General features: G+C 68.2%; 14 protein-coding genes. 8 read left to right on the top strand and 6 right to left on the bottom strand.

Annotation, left to right across the window (positions count from 1 at the left end):
• Positions 1–176: 176 nt before the first annotated feature.
• Positions 177–1,529 (bottom strand): UDP-glucose dehydrogenase family protein, encoded by a 1,353-nt coding sequence (locus tag ACOHWE_RS17160; protein WP_420667954.1) that lies wholly within the window; start codon positions 1,527–1,529, stop codon positions 177–179.
• A gap of 259 nt (positions 1,530–1,788) precedes the next feature.
• Positions 1,789–2,799: an NAD-dependent epimerase/dehydratase family protein gene (locus ACOHWE_RS17155; RefSeq protein ID WP_420667953.1), complete on the bottom strand. Its 1,011-nt coding sequence runs from the start codon at positions 2,797–2,799 to the stop codon at positions 1,789–1,791.
• A gap of 176 nt (positions 2,800–2,975) precedes the next feature.
• Here ACOHWE_RS17155 and ACOHWE_RS17150 point away from each other — a divergent pair, with 176 nt between their 5' ends.
• Positions 2,976–4,067: a glycosyltransferase family 2 protein gene (locus tag ACOHWE_RS17150; RefSeq protein WP_420667952.1), complete on the top strand. Its 1,092-nt coding sequence runs from the start codon at positions 2,976–2,978 to the stop codon at positions 4,065–4,067.
• A 43-nt stretch (positions 4,068–4,110) separates the two neighbouring features.
• On the opposite strand, the gene ACOHWE_RS17145 is transcribed toward ACOHWE_RS17150, so the two are convergent.
• Positions 4,111–4,968, bottom strand: coding sequence for an ABC transporter permease (locus ACOHWE_RS17145; protein WP_420667951.1), 858 nt, complete (start codon positions 4,966–4,968; stop codon positions 4,111–4,113).
• Positions 4,969–5,060: 92 nt separating this feature from the next.
• Here ACOHWE_RS17145 and ACOHWE_RS17140 point away from each other — a divergent pair, with 92 nt between their 5' ends.
• From ACOHWE_RS17140 to glf, 6 genes are all read left to right on the top strand, one after another.
• Positions 5,061–6,689: a KpsE/RkpR family capsule polysaccharide export protein gene (locus tag ACOHWE_RS17140; protein ID WP_420667950.1), complete on the top strand. Its 1,629-nt coding sequence runs from the start codon at positions 5,061–5,063 to the stop codon at positions 6,687–6,689.
• A 124-nt stretch (positions 6,690–6,813) separates the two neighbouring features.
• Entirely contained in the window at positions 6,814–7,467 is a 654-nt protein-coding gene (locus tag ACOHWE_RS17135) for an ABC transporter ATP-binding protein (protein ID WP_420667948.1), read from the top strand.
• Positions 7,468–7,686: 219 nt separating this feature from the next.
• A complete protein-coding gene (locus ACOHWE_RS17130) occupies positions 7,687–9,528 on the top strand; it encodes a glycosyltransferase (protein WP_420667947.1) in 1,842 nt (613 codons plus the stop codon).
• A 116-nt stretch (positions 9,529–9,644) separates the two neighbouring features.
• The gene (locus ACOHWE_RS17125) at positions 9,645–10,805 is read left to right on the top strand and encodes a hypothetical protein (protein WP_420667946.1); all 1,161 of its coding nucleotides are present in this window, start codon (positions 9,645–9,647) and stop codon (positions 10,803–10,805) included.
• Positions 10,802–11,890, top strand: a complete 1,089-nt coding sequence (locus ACOHWE_RS17120; protein WP_420667945.1) for a hypothetical protein — start codon at positions 10,802–10,804, stop codon at positions 11,888–11,890. Before ACOHWE_RS17125 ends, ACOHWE_RS17120 begins: the two co-directional genes overlap by 4 nt.
• Before the next feature lie 40 nt (positions 11,891–11,930).
• Positions 11,931–13,094 (top strand): UDP-galactopyranose mutase, encoded by a 1,164-nt coding sequence (gene glf, locus ACOHWE_RS17115; RefSeq protein ID WP_420667944.1) that lies wholly within the window; start codon positions 11,931–11,933, stop codon positions 13,092–13,094.
• On the opposite strand, the gene ACOHWE_RS17110 is transcribed toward glf, so the two are convergent.
• Together ACOHWE_RS17110 and ACOHWE_RS17105 are read right to left on the bottom strand one after the other, a co-directional pair.
• A complete protein-coding gene (locus tag ACOHWE_RS17110) occupies positions 13,078–15,117 on the bottom strand; it encodes a glycosyltransferase family 2 protein (RefSeq protein WP_420667943.1) in 2,040 nt (679 codons plus the stop codon). The genes glf and ACOHWE_RS17110 overlap by 17 nt on opposite strands.
• Positions 15,114–15,650 (bottom strand): hypothetical protein, encoded by a 537-nt coding sequence (locus ACOHWE_RS17105; RefSeq protein WP_420667942.1) that lies wholly within the window; start codon positions 15,648–15,650, stop codon positions 15,114–15,116. Before ACOHWE_RS17105 ends, ACOHWE_RS17110 begins: the two co-directional genes overlap by 4 nt.
• A 132-nt stretch (positions 15,651–15,782) precedes the next feature.
• On the opposite strand from ACOHWE_RS17105, the gene ACOHWE_RS17100 reads away from it, so the two are divergent.
• Positions 15,783–17,357 carry a glycosyltransferase family 4 protein gene (locus ACOHWE_RS17100; RefSeq protein ID WP_420667941.1) on the top strand — a complete coding sequence of 525 codons (1,575 nt, stop codon included), beginning with the start codon at positions 15,783–15,785 and terminating at the stop codon, positions 17,355–17,357.
• Between the two features lie 74 nt (positions 17,358–17,431).
• On the opposite strand, the gene ACOHWE_RS17095 is transcribed toward ACOHWE_RS17100, so the two are convergent.
• Positions 17,432–18,727 (bottom strand): hypothetical protein, encoded by a 1,296-nt coding sequence (locus ACOHWE_RS17095; protein WP_420667940.1) that lies wholly within the window; start codon positions 18,725–18,727, stop codon positions 17,432–17,434.
• Between the last annotated feature and the right edge of the window lie 260 nt (positions 18,728–18,987).

Below are 18,987 nucleotides of genomic sequence, written 5' to 3'. Positions count from 1 at the left end.
GGGCCGGCCCGGCCGGCAAAGGGATTGCAGACCCCCCTGCCCCTTCCTCCCGGCAGACAGACCCGGGCCGCCAGCCGCCATTCAGAGACTAACCCGGGCATGTGCGTGCCGCAGGAATTTAGGTCAGTATGAGTGACCAAATGTTTCGCGCGCGAAACATTTGGTCCGGAACGGCCCTATTTGCTGTCCGCCTCTCCTCCGGCGTCCAGGCTCTGCGGCGCGCGGCCGCGGCCGACGCCGGCATAGATCTCGAAGCCTGCGCGCTGCGCCGCTCTGGCGGAATAGATGTTGCGCAGATCCGCCATCCGCGGGCTGCGCATGGCGGCAGCCATCTTCTTCAGATCGAGCGCGCGGAACTCGTTCCACTCGGTCAGGATCACCACCAGGTCGGCGTCTTCCGCCGCGGCATAGGGATCGTCCTCCCAGATCACGCCCGGCAGCAGCGCCTCGCCCTCGGCCCGGCCCTGCGGGTCGACCACCCGCACCCGGGCGCCGCCGCCGATCAGCGCGGGCACGATGGTGAGGCTCGGCGCCTCGCGCATGTCGTCGGTATTGGGCTTGAAGGTCACCCCCAGCACCGCCACCGTCTTGCCGTTGAAGGAGCCCCCGCAGATGTCGCGCAGCTTCTCCACCATGCGCGCCTTCACCTCGTCGTTGACCCGCATCACGGTCTCGGTGATGCGCATCGGGAAGGCGTGGTCCTGGCCGATCCGCGCCAGCGCCGCGGTGTCCTTGGGGAAGCACGAGCCGCCATAGCCCGGCCCGGCATGCAGGAACTTGTTGCCGATGCGCCCGTCGAAGCCGATGCCGCGGGCGACTTCCTTCACATCGGCGCCGGTGCGCTCGCACAGTCCCGCGACCTCGTTGATGAAGGTGATCTTGGCGGCGAGGAAGGCATTGGCCGCGTATTTGATCATCTCGGCGCTTTCCAGCCCGGTGGTGAGGATCGGGAAGTCGCGCAGGTAGAGCGGCCGGTAGATCTCCGCCATCACCTCGGCGGCGCGTTCGCTCTCGACGCCGACGACCACCCGGTCGGGGCGCATGAAATCCTCGATCGCAGCACCCTCGCGCAGGAACTCCGGGTTGGAGGCGACATCGAAGGCGGCATCCGGGCGGACCCTGGCGATCAGCTCCTGCACCTGCCGGTTGGTGCCCACGGGCACGGTGGATTTGGTCACCACCACCGCGTAATCCGTGAGCGCCGCGGCGATTTCCCCGGCCGCCGCCATCACGTAGGTCAGATCGGCATGGCCATCGCCGCGCCGCGCCGGGGTGCCGACCGCAATGAACACCGCCTCGGCCCCGTCCACCGCGGCTGCCAGGTCAGCGGTGAAGCTGAGCCGCCCGGCGGCGACGTTCTTCTCCATCAGCGCCTCCAGCCCCGGCTCGTAGATCGGCACCTCGCCCGCGGTCAGCCGCGCCACCTTGCGCAGGTCCTTGTCGACGCAGACCACGTCATGGCCGAAATCCGAAAAACACACCCCCGAGACCAGGCCCACATAGCCCGTGCCAATCATCGCAATGCGCATGCGCTGTCCCTTTTCCCCGCAAGTTTTTCCGCCGCACCAAGGCGGGCGGCGGTTTCCTGTTGACGTAGAAGGATACAGGCGGCTGGAAAGGGCGGAAACCGGAATCTGACGCCGCGCTGCGCGGATCGGGGAAAGGTCCGGTCCGGACCAAATGTTTCGCGCGCGAAACATTTGGTCACGCGTGCTGACCTATTTCGCGCCGGCCTCGGGGGCAGGCTTCGAGGCCGGCGGGGCAGGCAGGGCAGGGCGCCCGGCACGCTCAGGCGCCGTAATACTCCCGGTACCAGGCGGCAAAGCGGGCAACGCCCTCCTCGACGCCGACCTGAGGGGTGAATCCGGTGAGCTGGCTGAGCAGGCTGGTGTCGGCCCAGGTGGCGGGCACGTCGCCGGGCTGCATCGCCATCATGGTCTTCTGCGCCCCGATCCCCAGCGCAGTCTCAAGTGCGGCGATATAGTCCATCAGCGCGGTTGGCCGGCCCGCGCCGATATTGACCACCCGGAAGGGGGCGACGGGGCTCAAGCTGTCCTGGTCCGAGACCGGCTCCGTGCCCGGCACCGCCCCGATCAGCCCGGTGATCCCCGCCACCAGGTCGTCGATATAGGTGAAGTCGCGCTGCATTTTCCCGTGGTTGTAGACCTCGATCGGGCGCCCCTCGAGCATTGCCTTGGTGAATTTGAACAGCGCCATGTCGGGGCGGCCCCAGGGGCCGTAGACGGTGAAGAAGCGGAACATGGTGACGGGCAGGGCATAGAGATGGGCATAGGAATGCGCCATCGACTCGGTGGCCTTCTTGGTGGCGGCGTAGAAGGACATCTGGTGGTCGGCCTGCTGCCGCTCGGTGAAGGGCATCGCCGTATTGGCGCCATAGGCCGAGGAGGTGGAGGCCATCAGGAGATGCCGGGGGGCATGCGCGCGCGCTGCCTCCAGCAGTTCGAAACTGCCCGCGAGGTTGGCCTCCAGGTAGTCGCGCGGCGCCTCGATCGAATGGCGCACCCCGGCCTGGGCGGCGAGGTGGATCACCGCCTGCGGCCGGTGGCGGGCCAAGAGGTCCATGAGCAGCCCCGGGGTTTCCAGCTTGCCGATCACCGGGGTGAAGCCTGCATCCTGCTCAAGCAGCGCATGGCGGCGCTGCTTCAGGGTGACGTCGTAATAGGGCGACAGGCAGTCGAGCCCCACGACCTGCCAGCCATCGGCCAGCAGCCGGGCGGACAGGTGATAGCCGATGAAGCCGGCCGAGCCGGTGACGAGAGCGGTCTGGGCAGTTTGCATGGGGTTCAGGTTGCGGTTTCCGGAGCGGCTGTCAAATGCTTCCTGCCGGGGCAGGGGAGAGGCAGGGGAGAGGCAGGGGAGAGGCAGGGGCCGGCAAAGGGTTTGACAGCGGCGGGCATTTGTGAGTTTTGCCCCAGCAATCCCGCAGGCCAGCCATCAGGAGCAGAGACCCCATCGTGAGCACAGCAGACGCACTGAGCCCCGCAGCGCAGCCGGCAGCCGCGGAGGCCGCCAGCGCCCCGGGCACGGCAGGACAGGGCACGGCAGGACAGGGCGCGGCAGGACAGGGCGCGGGCCGGCTGGTGGCGGTGGTGGTGACCCACAACCGGCTGGACAAGCTGAAGGTGACGCTGGCGCGGCTGCTGGAGAGTCCGGAACGCGAGCTGGCGGCGGTGGTGGTGGCCGACAATGCCTCCACCGACGGCACCGCCGCCTGGCTGGCGGCGCAGGGCGATCCGCGGCTCGATATCTGCACCTCGGGCGAAAACCGCGGCGGCGCCGGCGGTTTCGAGATGGGCATGCGCCGGGCGATGGAGCGGCACGCGCCGGACTGGCTGGTGGTGATGGATGACGACGGCCGCCCCGCGCCGGGGGCGCTGGCGGCATTTCATGATCTGCCGGCGGGGAAATGGGATGCGGTGGCGGCGGCGGTCTATTTCCCCGACGGCCGCATCTGCGAGATGAACCGCCCCTCGCGCAACCCGTTCTGGCACGCCCGCGAGTTCCTGCGCACCCTGTTCGGCGGCGGCCGCGCGGGCTTCCACGTGCGCCCCGCCGATTACGAGGGGGCGGGGATGCAGATCGATGTCACCTCCTTTGTCGGCTTCTTCATCTCAGCCGCGGCGGTGCGGCGCATCGGCTACCCGGATCCGGAGCTGTTCCTTTATGGCGACGACGGCATCTACACGCTGGGGCTGACCGCCGCGGGCGGCCGCATCGGATTCGAGCCCGGGGTGCGCTTCGAGCATGATCTCTCCACCTTCCAGGCCAAGGGCGGCGGCACGGAAGCGCAGCGCGGCCGCTTCGTGCCGCTGTGGAAGGCCTATTACTACCACCGCAACCTGCTGCTGCTGTACCGGATGGCGGCGGGCTGGCTGTTCTGGCCCGCGCTCTGCGTGGTGCTGCCGAAATGGCTGATGAAGGCGCGCCAGCACGGCGGCGACCGGCGCGCCTTCCTGCGGCTGATGGCGCAGGCGGTGCGCGACGGGCTGCTGCGGCGCACCGCGGTGCCGCATGCCCGGGTGCTGGAGCTGGCGGGCAGGGACTGAGCCCGGGCCGCGGCTCCGGCGGGCGGGCGGCGGCTGCCGCGGCTCAGCGGTTCAGGATGTCGCGGTGGAAGCGCCCCATCAGCACCAGCCCCAAGGCCAGCAGCACCAGGCTGGTGAGCAGCACGTAAGGAACGTTCACGAAAGCCGCGCTGTAGGTGGGGTAAAAGCCGGTGCGCATCAGCCCGGTGATATGCATCACCGGGTTGTACCACAGGATGTCCTGCCCCACCGGCGGCAGGTCCTCGTAGAGGAAGAACACGCCCGAGGCGAGGAACAGCGGCCGGGTGAAGATCGACCAGGCCACGTCCCAGAGCGGGTAGAGCCCCGTCAGCACGCAGTTGAGCGTGCCCACCCCGAGGCCCAGCCCCATCGCCAGCGCCATCGCCAGCACCGCGGGCGGCAGGTCCAGCACCGTGCGGCTGTCGATCACCAGGAGCACCCCGGCAAGCAGCAGCACCGCCACCAGGGCACCGGTCAGGCCGTTGAGGAAGAACCGGGCCAGCACCGCGTCCAGCCAGGTCACCGCGGGGAATTTCAGCAGCGGCTTGGAGAAGCTGATCGCCCTGGCGGTGGTATTGGAAATCGTGTTGTAAAGGTCGAACGGCAGGTAGCCGGTGGCGTAGAACAGCAGGAAGCTGGTGCCCAGCGACGGGGTGCGGATCACCAGCGAGAAGCCGAGGCTGAGGAACAGGATCGCTGCCAGCGGCTCCAGCACCGCCCAGAGATAGCCGCCGGGGGTGCGCCCGTAGCGGGTCGACATCTCGCGCAGCACCAGCGCCGCGATGGTGCGCAGAGTGGCAAAGCGGCGCGCCCGGCCGGCCGCGGGCGGGACAGCAGGCGGGACTCCGGGAGGAACTCCGGGCGTCTGGGCAGGGGCGGCTGCGGAGGTGGTGCTGGTCATGAATCCCCATTGTGAATATGCGCCGTGCAAGCGATAAGTATGAAAGAAACACGAGGCAATGACAAACGGCCGCAGGCTGGGAAACGCAGACTATGACACAGGATCGCCCGGCAGCGCGCAGGGAGGCTGCCGTCCAATTCCGCAGCGGCCGCAAGGCCGCCGGCAAACACGCCGCCGTGCCGGAGGCAGATGCGCCCGGCGCAGAGGCGCAGGACGCGGATTCCCCGGACAGCGCCGGAACCCTGGACTTCCCGCAGGCCCGGAAGGCGCAAGGCCCGGGCCAGGCCCCGGGGCGGCGCCGGGCGGCGGCAAAGGGGGCGCGCAAGGCCGGCCGGCGGGCCGGGCAGGCCCCGGGCCGCGGAGCCCGTGACAGCGCCGGCGGCGGGGCCGGCGGCGGGGCCGATGACCGGGCTGAGGACTGGGCTGAGGACGGCGCCGGTGAGGGGGCCGCTGGCGGCGGCGTCCGGGGCGGCGGCAAAAAGCTCAAGAAGCTGCGCCGCAAGGTGCAGGCGGCCGAAGCCGCGCAGGCGGCGCTGGAGATCAAGGCGGCCGGGCTGGAGGCGCAGATCGCCGGCACCCCGGCCTATCCGCTGGCCCGCCCGGCGCATATGAAGCGCCGCCACCGCGGGCTGATCGCCAGCTTCTTCCTGATGGTGCTGGCGCCGCTGGCGGCGGCGGTGTTCTACCTGTTTGCGGTGGCCGAGGACCAGTATGCCTCCACCGCGGGCTTCACCGTGCGCAGCCAGGAAAGCTCGGGCGCCAACGACCTCCTTGGCGGGCTGGCCAATTTCGCCAGCAATACCGCCGCCTCGGACAGCGACATCCTCTACGAGTTCATCCAGAGCCAGGAGATGGCGGCGGCGGTCAGCGCCCGCATCGACCTGCGCGGCCATTACAGCCGGCCCTGGCCGGACGACTGGGTGTTCGCGCTCTGGCCCGAGGCCACTTTGGAAGAGCTGGTCTGGTACTGGCAGCGGGTGCTCAGCATTTCCTACGACAGCGGCTCGGGGCTCACCGAGGTGCGGGTCACCGCCTTCGACCCGGAAACCGCCCAGGCCATCGCCCAGGCGGTGGTCGAGGAAAGCCAGATCCGCATCAACGCGCTCAACGACCAGGCCCGCGCCGATGCGATGCGCTATGCCGAGGCCGATCTGGAGGAGGCGCTGGAGCGGCTGAAGGCGGCGCGCGAGGCGCTCACCCAGTTCCGCACCCGCACCCGCATCGTCGACCCCGAGGCCGACATTCAGGGCCGCATGGGGGTGATGAACAACCTGCAGCAGAAGCTGGCCGAGGCGCTGATCGAATACGACCTGCTGCGCGGCTCGGTGGCCGAGGGCGATGTGCGGCTGAAGAAGGCGCAGCAGCAGATCGAGGTGATCCGCGAGCGCATCGACATCGAGCGCCAGACCTTTGCCTCCAGCAATACCGACACCGGCGCGGTGGGCGAGGACTACCCGTCGCTGATCTCCGAGTTCGAGCGCCTGACGGTGGACCGGGAATATGCCGAGGAAGCCTACCGCGCCGCGCTCACCGCGCTGGAGACCGCGCGCGACGATGCCGCCCGGCAGAGCCGCTATCTTGCCACCTACATCAAGCCGGCCCTGGCCGAGCAGGCGGAATACCCGCGCCGCTTCGTGCTCTCGGGGCTGATCGGGCTGTTCCTGCTGCTGGCCTGGGCGATCTCGGCGCTGATCTACTATTCGGTCCGCGACCGCAGCTAGGGGCAATGGGAAAGGAGGCACGTGTGATGCGACGGTTGCCTGAGACCGGGACAGGGGAGGGGCGCCTTCCGGGCAGTGTGCCGCCCGCCCCTGCCGGCCGGCCGCTGCGGGGCGGCGGCCCGGCATGATCCGCTTTGAGAACCTGACCAAGAGCTTCCGGCTCAAGGGCGAGCGCAAGGTGGTGATCGACAACCTGAACCTGACACTGCCCGCGGGCAAATCCCTGGCGCTGCTGGGCCGCAACGGCGCGGGCAAGTCGACGCTGCTGCAGATCATCGCGGGCACCCTGCGCCCGGATTCGGGCCGGGTGGTCTCGGACGGCTCGATCTCCTGGCCGGTGGGGCTCGGCGGCTCCTTCCACAAGGACCTGACCGGCGCCGAGAACGTCCGCTTCATCGCCCGCATCTACGGCGTCGATACCGATGACCTGGTGAACTTCGTCGATGATTTTGCGGAGTTGGGCAAGTTCTACCACATGCCGATGCGCAGCTACTCCTCCGGCATGCGCTCGCGGCTCACCTTCGGCGCCTCGATGGGCATCCGTTTCGACACCTATCTGGTCGACGAGGTGACCGCGGTGGGCGACCGGTCGTTCAAGCGCAAGAGCAGCGCCGTCTTTGCCGACCGGATGAAGCATTCCAGCGCCATCATGGTGAACCATTCGATGAACCAGGTGCGCCAGTTCTGCGATGCGGGCATCGTGCTGGAGCGCGGCCGGATGCGCTATTTCGACGACCTGGAGGAGGCCATCGCGGTGCATGAGGCGATGCTGGGATGACGCCCCTGCGGGGCGATGCTGGGATGACGCCCTGCGGGGCGATGCTGGGATGACGCTTCTGCGGGGGAAGGCCGGAAGGAAGCGCTGCCGCAATGGGCATACCGCGGCCCGGAACGGCACAGAGGCGGCAAATCCGCCGCAGAGCGGCAATGAGCAATTTATTTTCCGGCCCGGCTCCAGTATGCAGCCTGCAGTCCGGAATAGTTGATGGGGTAGGGCGTGACGGTTTTGGCGGAACAGGCAGGCGCGGCGGAGCTTACCACGCTGCAATCACTGATGTGGCCGGAATTCGGCATTTGCACCGAACATGACCTTTACCTGCGGGCAGATGGGCCGGTAGCGGTGTCGCCGGAGCAGCGCGAGCTGCGTTTTTCCGCGGGCGGCCATGTGTCCTTCGGCACCTGGTTCAACCTGTTCAGCCTGGAGAAATGGCAGCGGGAGTGCGGGCTGCAAAGCCTGGCGCTGCAGCTTGAGGGCGAAGGCGCCTTTGAGCTGGCGGTGATCCTGGCGCCGCGGACCCAGTCCTGGGACCGGGTGGTGAGCCGCTATGTGGAATTCCCAGAAAACGGGCGGCTGGAGATCAGCCTGGACCAGGTGCTGGCGCCGGACGTCAGGCCCGGGCTGCTGTTCTTCGAGCTGCGCGCTCTGGGGCCGGGGCGGCTGACCGGGGCCGCCTGGCAGACGCTGGACGCGCCGCGCCGCCAGCCGCAGCTGGCGCTGGCGGTGACCACCTTCAAGCGCGAGGCGGCGGTGGCGCGCACGGTGGAGCGGTTCTGCGCCTTCCGCGAGGCCTCCTGGATGAAGCCGCATGTGCAGATGATCGTCACCGACAACGGCCAGTCGGTGGAGCTGGCGCCGCAGGAGGGCGTCACGGTGATCCCGAACGAGAACCTGGGCGGCGCCGGCGGTTTCACCCGCGGCCTGCTGGAGGCCCGCGCCCGCGGCGCCTCGCACTGCCTGTTCATGGATGACGACGCTTCGATCCACATGGAGAGCCTGGAGCGCACCTGGATGCTGCTGGCCTATGCCAAGGATCCCAGGACCGCGGTGGCCGGCGCGATGATCAGCGAGCAGCACCGCTGGGCCATCTGGGAGAACGGCGCCCGCTTCTTCACCCGCTGCCAGCCGCTGCACATGGGCACCGACCTGCGCGACATGGGCCAGATGATGGCGATGGAGCATGCGGCGGCGCAGCCGGTGCCGGAGGATTTCTACGGCGGCTGGTGGTATTTCGCCTTCCCGCTGGCGCAGGCGGAGCATCTGGCCTTCCCGTTCTTTGTGCGCGGCGACGATGTCAGCTTCTCGCTGGCCAATGATTTCAATATCATCACCCTCAACGGGGTGGTGTCCTTCCAGGAAAGCTTCACCGAGAAGGAAAGCCCGCAGACCTGGTACCTCGACCTGCGCAGCCACATGGCGCACCACCTCAGCCTGCCGCAGCTGGAAGTGGGCGCCAGGGGGGTGCTGAAGATCGCCGCCTGGTTCTTCCTGCGCAACCTGCCGCGGATGCATTACGATACGCTTGCCGCGATCAACCTCGCGGTCGAGGACGTGATGAAGGGCCCGGAGTTTTTTGATGAGCACGCCGGCATGGCGCAGCGCCGGGCCGGCATCAAGGCGCTGACCGGGGCCGAGGCCTGGCAGGCGCTGACGCCGGACACCCCGCTGCCGCCGGTGCGCCACCACCCGCCCGCGGCCTGGCGGCGGCACCTGATGAAGCTCAGCCTCAACGGGCTGCTGCTGCCGGGCTTTGCCCGCTTCGGCCGCCGGATCACGCTCGAGGCGCAGAACCGCAGCCACATCGGCTATGCCTGGGGCGCGGCGGAGATCACCTGCCTTGATGCCGGGCGCACGAAATTCTACACCGTGCGCCACTCCAAAGCCGCCGCCTGGCGCGAGCTGAAGCGGTTTGCCGCCAACGCCCGCGCCTTTCTGAAGAATTACGACCAGCTGGCCGCGGACTACCGCGGCCGCTATGGCAGCCTGACCAGCGAGGCCTATTGGCAGGGCAAGCTGGGCCTGGGTGCAGACAAGACGATGAAACGGGAAGCCGCCGAGTGAAGATGATCCGCCGATTGCTCCGCCCCCTGGCCGCCGCCGCGGCACAGGGCTCCGCCCTGCGCTCCAGGACTGGCGGACCCGCCCTGCCGAAGACCGCGCCGGCCGCGGCCGGCGCAATGCCGTCCCGGCCGCTGCAGGTGATCCTGTTCATCGGCCACCACAAGGTGGGCTCGACCTCGCTGCAGGACTACCTGTCGCGCAATGCCGCGGCGCTGGCGCGCAGCGGCATCCTCTATCCTTACGTGGATTTCGAGGGCATGGCGCATCAGGCCGCCGCCGCGGCCGGCCATGGGCCGGGCGGCGAGAGCCTGCCGATCAACGTCCGCGAGCCGCATAACGCGCTGGCCTTCCGGATGCTGGCGGCCGGGGCGGGGGGCCGTGTGCCGTCCTACCACAAGCGCCTGCCCGCGCTGCCGCAGATGGTGCATGCCATCCATCAGCAGATCCGCTTTACAGAGCCGCATACGGTGATCCTGGCAGCGGAGGTCTTTGCCAATTTCAACGCCGCCGCGCCGCGGCTGATCAAGCAGCTGGCAGGCTATTTCCCGGGCGCCGAATTCACCCTGGTGGCGACGCTGAGGCGGATCGACGAATACCTGGCCTCCTGGCACGGCCAGCGGCTGAAATTCGGCCACGACGTGGCGCCGCTGCGCGAGGACGGGCTGGACGGCTATCTGCAGGGCATCCACTTCGACTACCGGCTGATGCTGGAAGGCTGGCTCAAGACCCTGCCCAAGGCGCGGCTGGTTCTGCGCGATTACGCCGACGTGCGGGCGGGGGGCGGCTCGGTGGCGGATTTCATCGCCCAGACCGGGCTCGAGCTGCCCGCCGGGCTGGCGCCGGAGCGGCGGGAGAACGACTCCATCCACCGCGGCGTCTACGAGATCGCCCGGCGCGGCAACGCGGCGCTTCCGTCCGGGCAGTCCGGCCGCCTGCGCCGGGCCCTGCGCGAGCTGACGCCGGCGCTGGACCTGCCGCCGAGCAGCCGCATCGAACTGTTCGGCGCCGCCAACCGGGAGCGGATGCTGGAGCGCTTCCGCCCGCTTGATGCCTGGCTGGGCGAGACGGCGGGCCGGACCGGGTTCTTTGCGGATCTGGAAGCGGTGCGCGAGGCGGAGCCGGTGCCGGAAGAGGAGGTCTTCCGCGCCGCGCTGAGCAGGATCTGCAGCCGTCATCTGGCCGGGCTGGAGGAGGAAACCGCCGCTTTCCTCACCGCGCTGCAGGCCGGGCAGAAGGAAACCGGCGCCAAGGCCGCCACAGGAGAACGGATTGCATGATCAACGAGCTTGTCATTCATCTGGGGGACACCAAGACCGGGTCCACCTCGATCCAGAAGGCGCTGGTGCAGAAGGCCTATGAGCTGCCGGGCAAATCCATCTGCTATCCCACCAGGAACAACCATATCGCCATGGCAAAGACGCTGAGCCAGGCGCGCCGGGCCGGCCAGCGCGAGACCAGGTTCCGCCGGGTCGCCGCCGCGCTGAGCCGCAGCGATGCGGACTACGGGGTGATCTCGGCCGAGCATTTCCAATTCGTCGATCCCCAGGTGTTCGCCGAAGCGATCGAGGCCTACTGGCCGGACTTCAAAGACCGGATCCGCCTGGTCGCCTATGTGCGGCCGCATCCGGACAAGCTGGTGTCGGCGTTTTCCGAGCGCGTGAAGCTCGGCAGCGCCATGGAGTCCTTCACCGATTTCTGCGATACCCTGTCGGAAAAGCGGGCCATCGAGTATCTGCCCCGGTTCCGGAAATGGCGGGAGGTTTTCGGCAGCCGCTTCACCCTGCGCCCCTTCGTGCGCGAGGAATTGTTCCGCGAGGATGCGGTCAGCGATTTCTTCCGTGTCCTGCTGCAGAACGAGGATTTCCGGATTGCCGGCGGCATCTCCGCAAACACCTCCCTGACGCTGCCGCAGCTGGCCCTGCTGCGCGAGACGCACAAGACCTTCACCGCCCGGCTGAAGGCGCGGGACCTGTCCCGGACCGCGGAGATCATCGAGGCGCGCAGCGCAATGGGGCGGACCGTGAGCGAGCGCCTGCGGGCCAGCGGCCTGGGCGGGAACGGAGCGAAGTTCCGGATTCCGGAGCGGCTCGCCGCCGGGATCGCGCGCCGCTACAGGGAGGATGCCGAAGCTCTGGACGCGGAGTTCTTTGCAGGCACGCCGATGGCGGATGCATTGGACAGGATCGCGTCGAAGACCACCGCCGCGGCGCAGAGCCTGAATGCCGGCGATCACTTCTCCCAAGACACCGTGGCCAGTTTCCAGATATTTGCGGGCCTTCTGAGCGACATGCTTCTGGACGACCCCAAGGGCTTTATGAAGAAAGCGGGCCAAACCCGGATCATGCTGGCCGCAGCAGAGTGACGGACGGCGGCAGGCCAGACACAAGAGGACGAACAGACAGATGAACTTTCTATGCGTGGGGGCCGGGCTTTCCGGCGCGGTGATCGGGCGGCATCTGGCCGAGGCGGGGCATCAGGTCACGGTGGTGGACGCGCGCGGCCACATCGGCGGCAACTGCCATACCGAGCGCGACGCGGAAACCGGGGTGATGGTGCATGTCTACGGGCCGCACATCTTCCACACCGACGACGCCGAGGTCTGGGACTACGTGAACCGCTTCGAGAGCTTCAAGCCCTACAAGAACCGGGTGAAATCCACCACCCGCGGGCTTTCGGGGGAGCGCGAGGTGTTCTCGCTGCCGGTGAACCTGCACACCATCAACCAGTTCTTCCGCAAGACCCTGCGCCCGGAAGAGGCGCATGATTTCATCGTCAATGAACAGGCCGACACCTCGATCGAGGATCCGCAGACCTTCGAAGAGCAGGCGCTGCGCTTTGTCGGCAAGGATCTCTACGAGGCCTTCTTCAAGGGCTACACCATCAAGCAGTGGGGCATGCATCCTTCCGAGCTGCCCGCGAGCATCCTGAAGCGGCTGCCGGTGCGCTTCAATTACGACGACAACTACTTCTTCCACCAGTTCCAGGGCATGCCGGAGAACGGCTACACGCCGATGATCGAGAAGATCCTCGATCACCCGGGCATCACCGTGCAGCTGGAGACGGAATTCACCCCGGAAATGGGCGCGGGATATGACCACGTGTTCTATTCCGGGCCGCTGGATGGCTATTTCGGCTACGAGCTCGGCCGCCTCGGCTACCGCACCCTGGATTTCGAGCGCTTCACCCATCAGGGCGACTACCAGGGCTGCGCGGTGATGAACTACGGCGAGGAAGAGGTGCCCTATACCCGCATCACCGAGCACAAGCATTTCGCGCCGTGGGAAGAGCACGAGGGCTCGGTCTTGTACCGCGAGTTCTCCCGCCTCGCCGAGCCCGGCGACATCCCCTACTACCCGATCCGCCAGGTGAAGGAGAAGGCGCTCTTGGCCGATTACGTCAAGCTGGCCGGGGAAACCCGCGGCGTCACCTTCGTCGGCCGCCTGGCGACCTACCGCTATCTCGACATGGACGTGACCATCCGCGAGGCGCTGGACACGGCGCGCGGCTTCACCGCCTGCCTGGAGAAGGGCGAGACGGCGCCCGCGTTTTTCAGCGCGCCGCTTTGAGGGGTGTGTTGCAGGCCACGAAGGCCCGCAGCTGGGCCCGGTCCTCCGCATCCAGCAGCTCGGCGCGGGCCCAGCCCCCCGGCCCGGCGCCGGTGCGGATCTCGCAGAGACCGCTGACCGCCGTGGAGAAGTTCCGCTGCAGCTCCGCGCGTTCGCTTTCGATTTGCCGGGTGATGGCGGCAGCGGTGTCTGCGCCGATGTGCAGCGTGGTGCCGCGGCGGCTGGCGGTCTCTGCCCCGCGGGCAAAATCCTGCTCCAGCAGCTGGGGGCGCAGCCGGGCATAGCTGTCCTGGTCCGTCAGGGTCTGCACGTATTCGAGCTCTGCGAGCTTGCGGTTGCTGAACCTTTGGTTGCGCCGTCCCGTGCCGCCCGGGAGCGGCAGGTCCAGCAGGCTGCAGAAATCTGCCAGCATGTCCGGCTGCACGAGGTCCTGCGGTTCAATGGAGCGCAGCATCAGAACCTCGGGCGGGAAATGCGCCATCAGCAGGCGCGCCCAGCCCAGGTTTGAATAGAGCGGAAACCCGCGGCTGTCTTCGAAACAGGCGAGGAATTTTTCGATCGAGGGCGCGCCATCGGCATAGAACCTGTGCCGGCTGATCTGGAACAGCCCGGCGCGGATGTATTGCGCGTAGCAGGATTCCACGAAGTCGTAGGGGTTGCGGAGATAGGCGGCGATCCGGACTTGCCAGCCCGGCAGCTGTGTCCGCAGCGCCTTATAGAGCTGCAGCAAGTTGCTGCCCGGAAAGGCATTGGCCCAATGCTCGCAGGACAGCACAATGCGGCTGCACTCCCGGTCAAGCGCCTCGGCAGTGATGTCTGCCAGGGCTTGCGGCAGCTTCCTTGACGGCAGCTTTGCCAGCGGCAGGTGGTTGCGGTAGCCGTCCGCGCTGCGCCAGGCCTGCGGGTAGCAGACGCCGTGGGCCTGATGCGCGCTGCCGGCGGACGCCATGTGCCGCTGGATGGTTGTCGAGCCGCATTTGGGCAGGCCGATATGCAGCCAGATCTGGCGCCCGGGCGGGCTGCTGCGGACCGCGGGCGCCAGATCTGGCACGGATGCCGGAGCTGGCGCGGCCTGCTGCAGCGCGGCGGCCAGGCGGCCGCTTTCACATTGGGCGAGATAGGCCCGGACCGGCGGCGGCACCTCGCCGGCAAAGAAGGCCTGGGCCTGGCGCCTGAATTCGGGCCGCAGGTCCGGCCGGATGAAGCTGCCGATCCAGCCCAGCAGCCCGGTCGTGAAACTGTAGAAGGGTACTGCGAAGGCGCTGAGTTCTCCGCGGGAGCGGAGTTCCGCGGAGACGCGGGACAGGGCGGTGAACACCTGCAGCCGTTCCGGGCCGTTGCGGTTGGTCAGCCGCCCCTGGCCGGGGGCAACGTAGTGCATCACCCCGATCCGGTCGCTGGCCAGGATGGTCCTGGCATTGAGAAAGCTGCGCCAATGCAGCTCGACGTCATTGTGGACTGCGATCTCGGTGCAGCGGATGCCGTGTTCCTGCAGGAAGCCGGTGCGGTAGATCTTGTTCCAGGGGTAATTGGCGGTCTGGCACAGGTTGGCAGCCGCGGCAGGGGACACGTCCGAAAGGGCGCCGGTCTCCGTGCCGGCGGCACGCCACAGCGCCTGGTCGGCAGGCATCTGCCCCCAGCGGCCCTCGGGGCCGCAGCGGCTGTCGTGATGCTGAAAGATGCAGAAATCGAAGTCCCTGGCTTCCAGATCCCTCAGCAGATCCGGCAGGTCGCGCAGCGGCAGATCGTCGGCGTCAAGGAACAGGACATGCTCGGTGGCCACGTGCTGAAGCGCCAGGTTGCGCGCCGCTCCGGCGCCGCGCGGGCGGTCCTGGCGCAGCAGGGTGATCCGCTCCGGCGGCAGGCCGGCGGCGGCGGGGAGCGGCTCGAAGGCGATTGCGGGGTCCGAGCCGTCGTCCGCGATGATGATGTGGCTGGCGAACTTCAGCTGGCGGATGTGCCGCAGCAGGCGGTGCAGGGGAGCCTCGTCATTATGCGCAGGGATAATGACGGTCAGCTTCATACGATGAACAGGCGCAGGTCGTGCAGGTCCAGGCGGAAGCTGTGCAGGGGCAGGAAAAGGATCAGTTCACGCCACGGCGCTTCCGGCGGCAGCTCCGGCTGCAGGCTGATCTGCAGCGCATCCAGGTGGCTGGACGCCTCTGGATGGGTCAGGATGCGCTTGGGAAAGAAGCAATCGTCAAAGCCGCCTTCGGGGCGCCCTGAGCGGATGCAGGCGCGCACCGCTTCGATCGATGGCGAGGTGCCGCGGCAGGCGATGCCGATGAGCCCGGCTTGGGACAGGTTGAAGCCGCCGAGGCGCATGTGCAGCCCGAACCAGCCGCCCTCGCCGCCGGCGGTGGCTTCCAGTTCGAGCAGCCGCCCGGCCGGAGAGCGCCAGGTACCGCCCGGCTGCAGCGCCGGATCGGCATGCAGGGCGATGCCGGGGTGGATTTCGGTATGCGCCTGGATTTCTCCCTCTGCCTGGCTGTTGCGCAGCAGCTGCAGGGCATAGTTGAAATCTGCGTCCGGCCCGGTGGCCACATTGTCAGTCATCGCTGGCATCCCGGCTTATTTCCAGTTGAAGCCTTGTGTGCCGTCTCCGCTTTGGTTTGTCCATCGGGAAAACAGGGCGTAAAGCTCAGCTGCCCAGGGCGTGCGCGGGAGATGGCTGGAGAGGAGAGACCAATGCAGGAAGACGGGGGGGCGGTGCAAGGCTATGTGACGGCGGCAGGGCGGCTGGCGTCCCGGCAGCCCGAATATGAGGCCGGTGGGGTGTTGCGCCGGGCGCTCGCGCAGGCGCAGGCAGAGAACAGCCTCCAGACCCTGGCGGCGGCGGCGCTGGACCTGGCCGAGCCGGACTGCGCCGAAGCGGCGCTGGCCCGGCTGCCGCCGGGGCCGGAGCGGAAGGCGCTGCAGCAGCGGGCGGAGCGGATGTTTGCGCTGGCCCGGATGCCGCAGCCGGTGCCGCCCCGGGGCTGGGCGCCGGTGCCTGGGCGGGTGGCCAATGTGCTCTACAGCAGTTTGCCCTGGCTCTCCACGGGCTATGCGGTGCGCTCGCAGCGGCTGGCGCAGGCGCTGCGCTGCGCGGGCGCGGATCTCTATTGCCTGACCCGGCCTGGCTTTCCCTGGGACGAAGATCCGGCGGCGCTGCTGGAGGAACTGCCGCTGGCCGCCATGCGCAGCGAAGAGATCTCCGGGGTGCCCTATCTGCGCAGCCCGGAGCCGCAGTTTGGCAGCTGGCAGAATTACCCGGCCTATGTGCGCGGCAGTGCCGAGGCGCTGATGGCGCGCTTCCTGGACCTGCGCCCGGCGGTTGTGATGGCGGCCTCCAACCACGCCTGTGCGCTGCCCGCGCTGATCGCGGCCCGGCGTCTCGGGCTGCCCCTTGTCTATGACATGCGCGGCTTCTGGGAGCTGAGCCGGGCCGCCCGGGAGCCGGGCTTTCTGGGCACGCCGCAATACCGCTATGAGCGCTGGCTGGAAACCCAGGTGGCGCGGCAGGCGGATCATGTCTTTACTCTATCGCAGCCGATGCGCGGGGCTCTGGAGCGCCGCGGGGTGGCGGCAGAGCGGATCACTTTTCTGCCGAACGGCTGCACCGCGGAGAGCTTTGGCCCGCAGGGGCGCGGCCGCGGGCTGGCGGCGGAACTGGGGCTGCCGGACGGGGTGCCGGTGATCGGCTATGCCGGGAGCTTCCCGGCCTATGAAGGGCTGGAGGATCTGGTGGCCGCGGCGGCGGCGCTGAAGGCGGCGGGGCACCGGTTCCGGCTGCTGCTGGTGGGGGATGAGCATGGCACCGGGCTGCGCGGCATGCCGGTGACACAGGCGCTGCGCCGCGAGGCGGCGGAACGGGGGCTGGGGGATTGGCTGATGATGCCGGGCCGGGTGCCCCCGGAACAGGTGCCGGACTGGCTGGATCTGTTCGACATCTGCGTCTTCCCCCGCCGCCCGCTCCTGGTCACCGAAATGGTGGCGCCGCTGAAACCGGTGGAGGCGATGGCGGCGGGCAAGGCGATCGTGCTGTCGTCCGTGGGCGGGATGCAGGGACTTTTGCAGGACGGCGAAAGCGGGCTGATCTTTGCCAAGGGAGACAGCGCAGACCTGCAGCGTCAGCTCGCCCGCCTGCTGCAGGATCCGGAGCTGCGCGCCCGCCTGGGCCGGGCGGCCCAGGCGCGGGCGCGGGCGGATTATGGCTGGTCCAGTATTGCCGGCGTCATGGGGGACAGGCTGCAGGCGCTGGCGCAAGCCGCCGTGCCGTAAGCGCCGAGGGATGGCTTTTGGCCCCTGGAAGCGGCTGCGGTGGGGCTGCCGGTCAGGATCACCCAGTCAGGGGCTCAGGCGCGTTTGAGCGTCAAGACGGCTTTGCGCAGCGGCGCGGTCACTTTCCAGGAGGTGCTGTGCTCCAGCGCCCGCACCCGTTCCGCAAAGGCGTCGCGCTGCTCTTGGGCGGCGGTAAGCTGCTCCTTCAAGGCCGCGAGCTCCTTCAGCTGTTCTTTCAGCGCCGCGGCCTCCTGCCGGCTGGCATCGCGCTCCGCGCGCAGCGCGGCTATTTCCTTTGTGTTTTCCTGAATTTCAAGGCCCAGAGCTGCGATGTCGCTGTAGCGTTCGGCCAGGGCTTCTTCCTGCTCCGAAAGCAGTTTGCGCAGGCTTGGTACTTCTTCCTCCAAGGTCGGAAGGCGTGTTCTGATCCGCTCCAGCTCTTCCTGCAGCAGGCTGTTCTGCTGCCGGGCGTGCGCGAGCTCCCTGCGCAGTTTGGGAAGCGCCTCCTCCTGTCCGGCCCGGGTCTTCAGTTCGGCTTGGGCCTTTTGCAGTTCGGCAGCGCTGAGGGCGGCGCTTTGGCGCGCCTGGGTCAGCCCGGCGTCCGCCTGCTCCAGCTCGATGCTCTTGCTGTGCAGTTCCCCCAAGCGCCGGAACACGGTGCTGGCAGCTACGAATCCGGGGCGCCCGGGCTTGAGCCGCACCAGTCTCTGCAGCCGTTCGGAATGATCGCCGCCGCGCAGGACTAGACTGACACCTCCATGCTGCCAGAGCGTGAACGTTTGCTCGTCGGCCGCGAAGGCAGTGTGGAAAGCCTTCGCGGCCTCCGCCTCCGGCTCTTGCAGGAACAGCAGGATGCCCTCCTCCGCCATCCGGGGCAGCCAAGCGGTGCTCAGAGCCGTGATCATGGCCTTAGAGGCGGGCCGGGCGACGATTACCATATCGGCTTTGCTGCCGGCCGGGAGACAGTCTTCCGGCGCCTCTTCCGATGCTCGGCAAAATTGTGAAAAGTCCGCGTAGTTCCGCTGGTTGAACTGGGCCGCATCCGGGTTGAGCGGCCTGTCGTCCACGCCGATGCACAGGCTGTCCAGCCCGAGCTTGTCCACCGCCTGGCAGAGCGCGAAATGCGGCACCGCATCTGCTGCCCCCAGGGTGACCGCAATGCGCGGCCGGACGGTTTCGGTAAGCCAGAACAGCAGCGGAATGTGGCACAGGGCGGGCGAGGCTTCGAGATAGCGCGCGCGCCAGAACAGGGAGCGGCTGGCCAGGGGCGTGAGGATATCCGTGCCCGGCTGCTGGACGCTGCCCGCACGGGAGGCGGTCAGGCTGTGCGCAGCGTCCTGCTGCGGTTCAGAATGATCGGCGGGTTTCATTGGCGGGCCTGTATATGCGTTATCTGGAGGGTGCCTGTTGTTTATGGGGCCGGCAGGGAGGGGGCAAGGGGGAAGCCGCTTTTTGCGTGTATTCCGGAACGGCAGTACAGCTTTCTTGGCTTTCCGGCCACGAACCGTTAATCCCGGTGAAACGGAAGGATGTTTGAAACGGAGCCGGCATGCCCATTGCAGAAGCTGCCCTGGCCGCTGGCCGCGGCCTCCTGGGAGTGCATGCATGTTAAACGTCTCCCCCATTGCAG

Source organism: Cribrihabitans neustonicus, from assembly GCF_048820895.1.
GTDB lineage: Bacteria > Pseudomonadota > Alphaproteobacteria > Rhodobacterales > Rhodobacteraceae > Cribrihabitans_A > Cribrihabitans_A neustonicus.
This window is presented reverse-complemented; position numbering and strand designations above follow the sequence as displayed.

Coding starts and splice junctions, on each gene's coding strand:
- ACOHWE_RS17110 (WP_420667943.1), bottom strand. CDS start 15,117: ATGAAGCTGACCGTCATTATCCCTGCGCATAATGACGAGGCTCCCCTG.
- ACOHWE_RS17105 (WP_420667942.1), bottom strand. CDS start 15,650: ATGACTGACAATGTGGCCACCGGGCCGGACGCAGATTTCAACTATGCC.
- ACOHWE_RS17140 (WP_420667950.1), top strand. CDS start 5,061: ATGACACAGGATCGCCCGGCAGCGCGCAGGGAGGCTGCCGTCCAATTC.
- ACOHWE_RS17120 (WP_420667945.1), top strand. CDS start 10,802: ATGATCAACGAGCTTGTCATTCATCTGGGGGACACCAAGACCGGGTCC.
- glf (WP_420667944.1), top strand. CDS start 11,931: ATGAACTTTCTATGCGTGGGGGCCGGGCTTTCCGGCGCGGTGATCGGG.
- ACOHWE_RS17135 (WP_420667948.1), top strand. CDS start 6,814: ATGATCCGCTTTGAGAACCTGACCAAGAGCTTCCGGCTCAAGGGCGAG.
- ACOHWE_RS17160 (WP_420667954.1), bottom strand. CDS start 1,529: ATGCGCATTGCGATGATTGGCACGGGCTATGTGGGCCTGGTCTCGGGG.
- ACOHWE_RS17145 (WP_420667951.1), bottom strand. CDS start 4,968: ATGACCAGCACCACCTCCGCAGCCGCCCCTGCCCAGACGCCCGGAGTT.
- ACOHWE_RS17100 (WP_420667941.1), top strand. CDS start 15,783: ATGCAGGAAGACGGGGGGGCGGTGCAAGGCTATGTGACGGCGGCAGGG.
- ACOHWE_RS17125 (WP_420667946.1), top strand. CDS start 9,645: ATGCCGTCCCGGCCGCTGCAGGTGATCCTGTTCATCGGCCACCACAAG.
- ACOHWE_RS17155 (WP_420667953.1), bottom strand. CDS start 2,799: ATGCAAACTGCCCAGACCGCTCTCGTCACCGGCTCGGCCGGCTTCATC.
- ACOHWE_RS17095 (WP_420667940.1), bottom strand. CDS start 18,727: ATGAAACCCGCCGATCATTCTGAACCGCAGCAGGACGCTGCGCACAGC.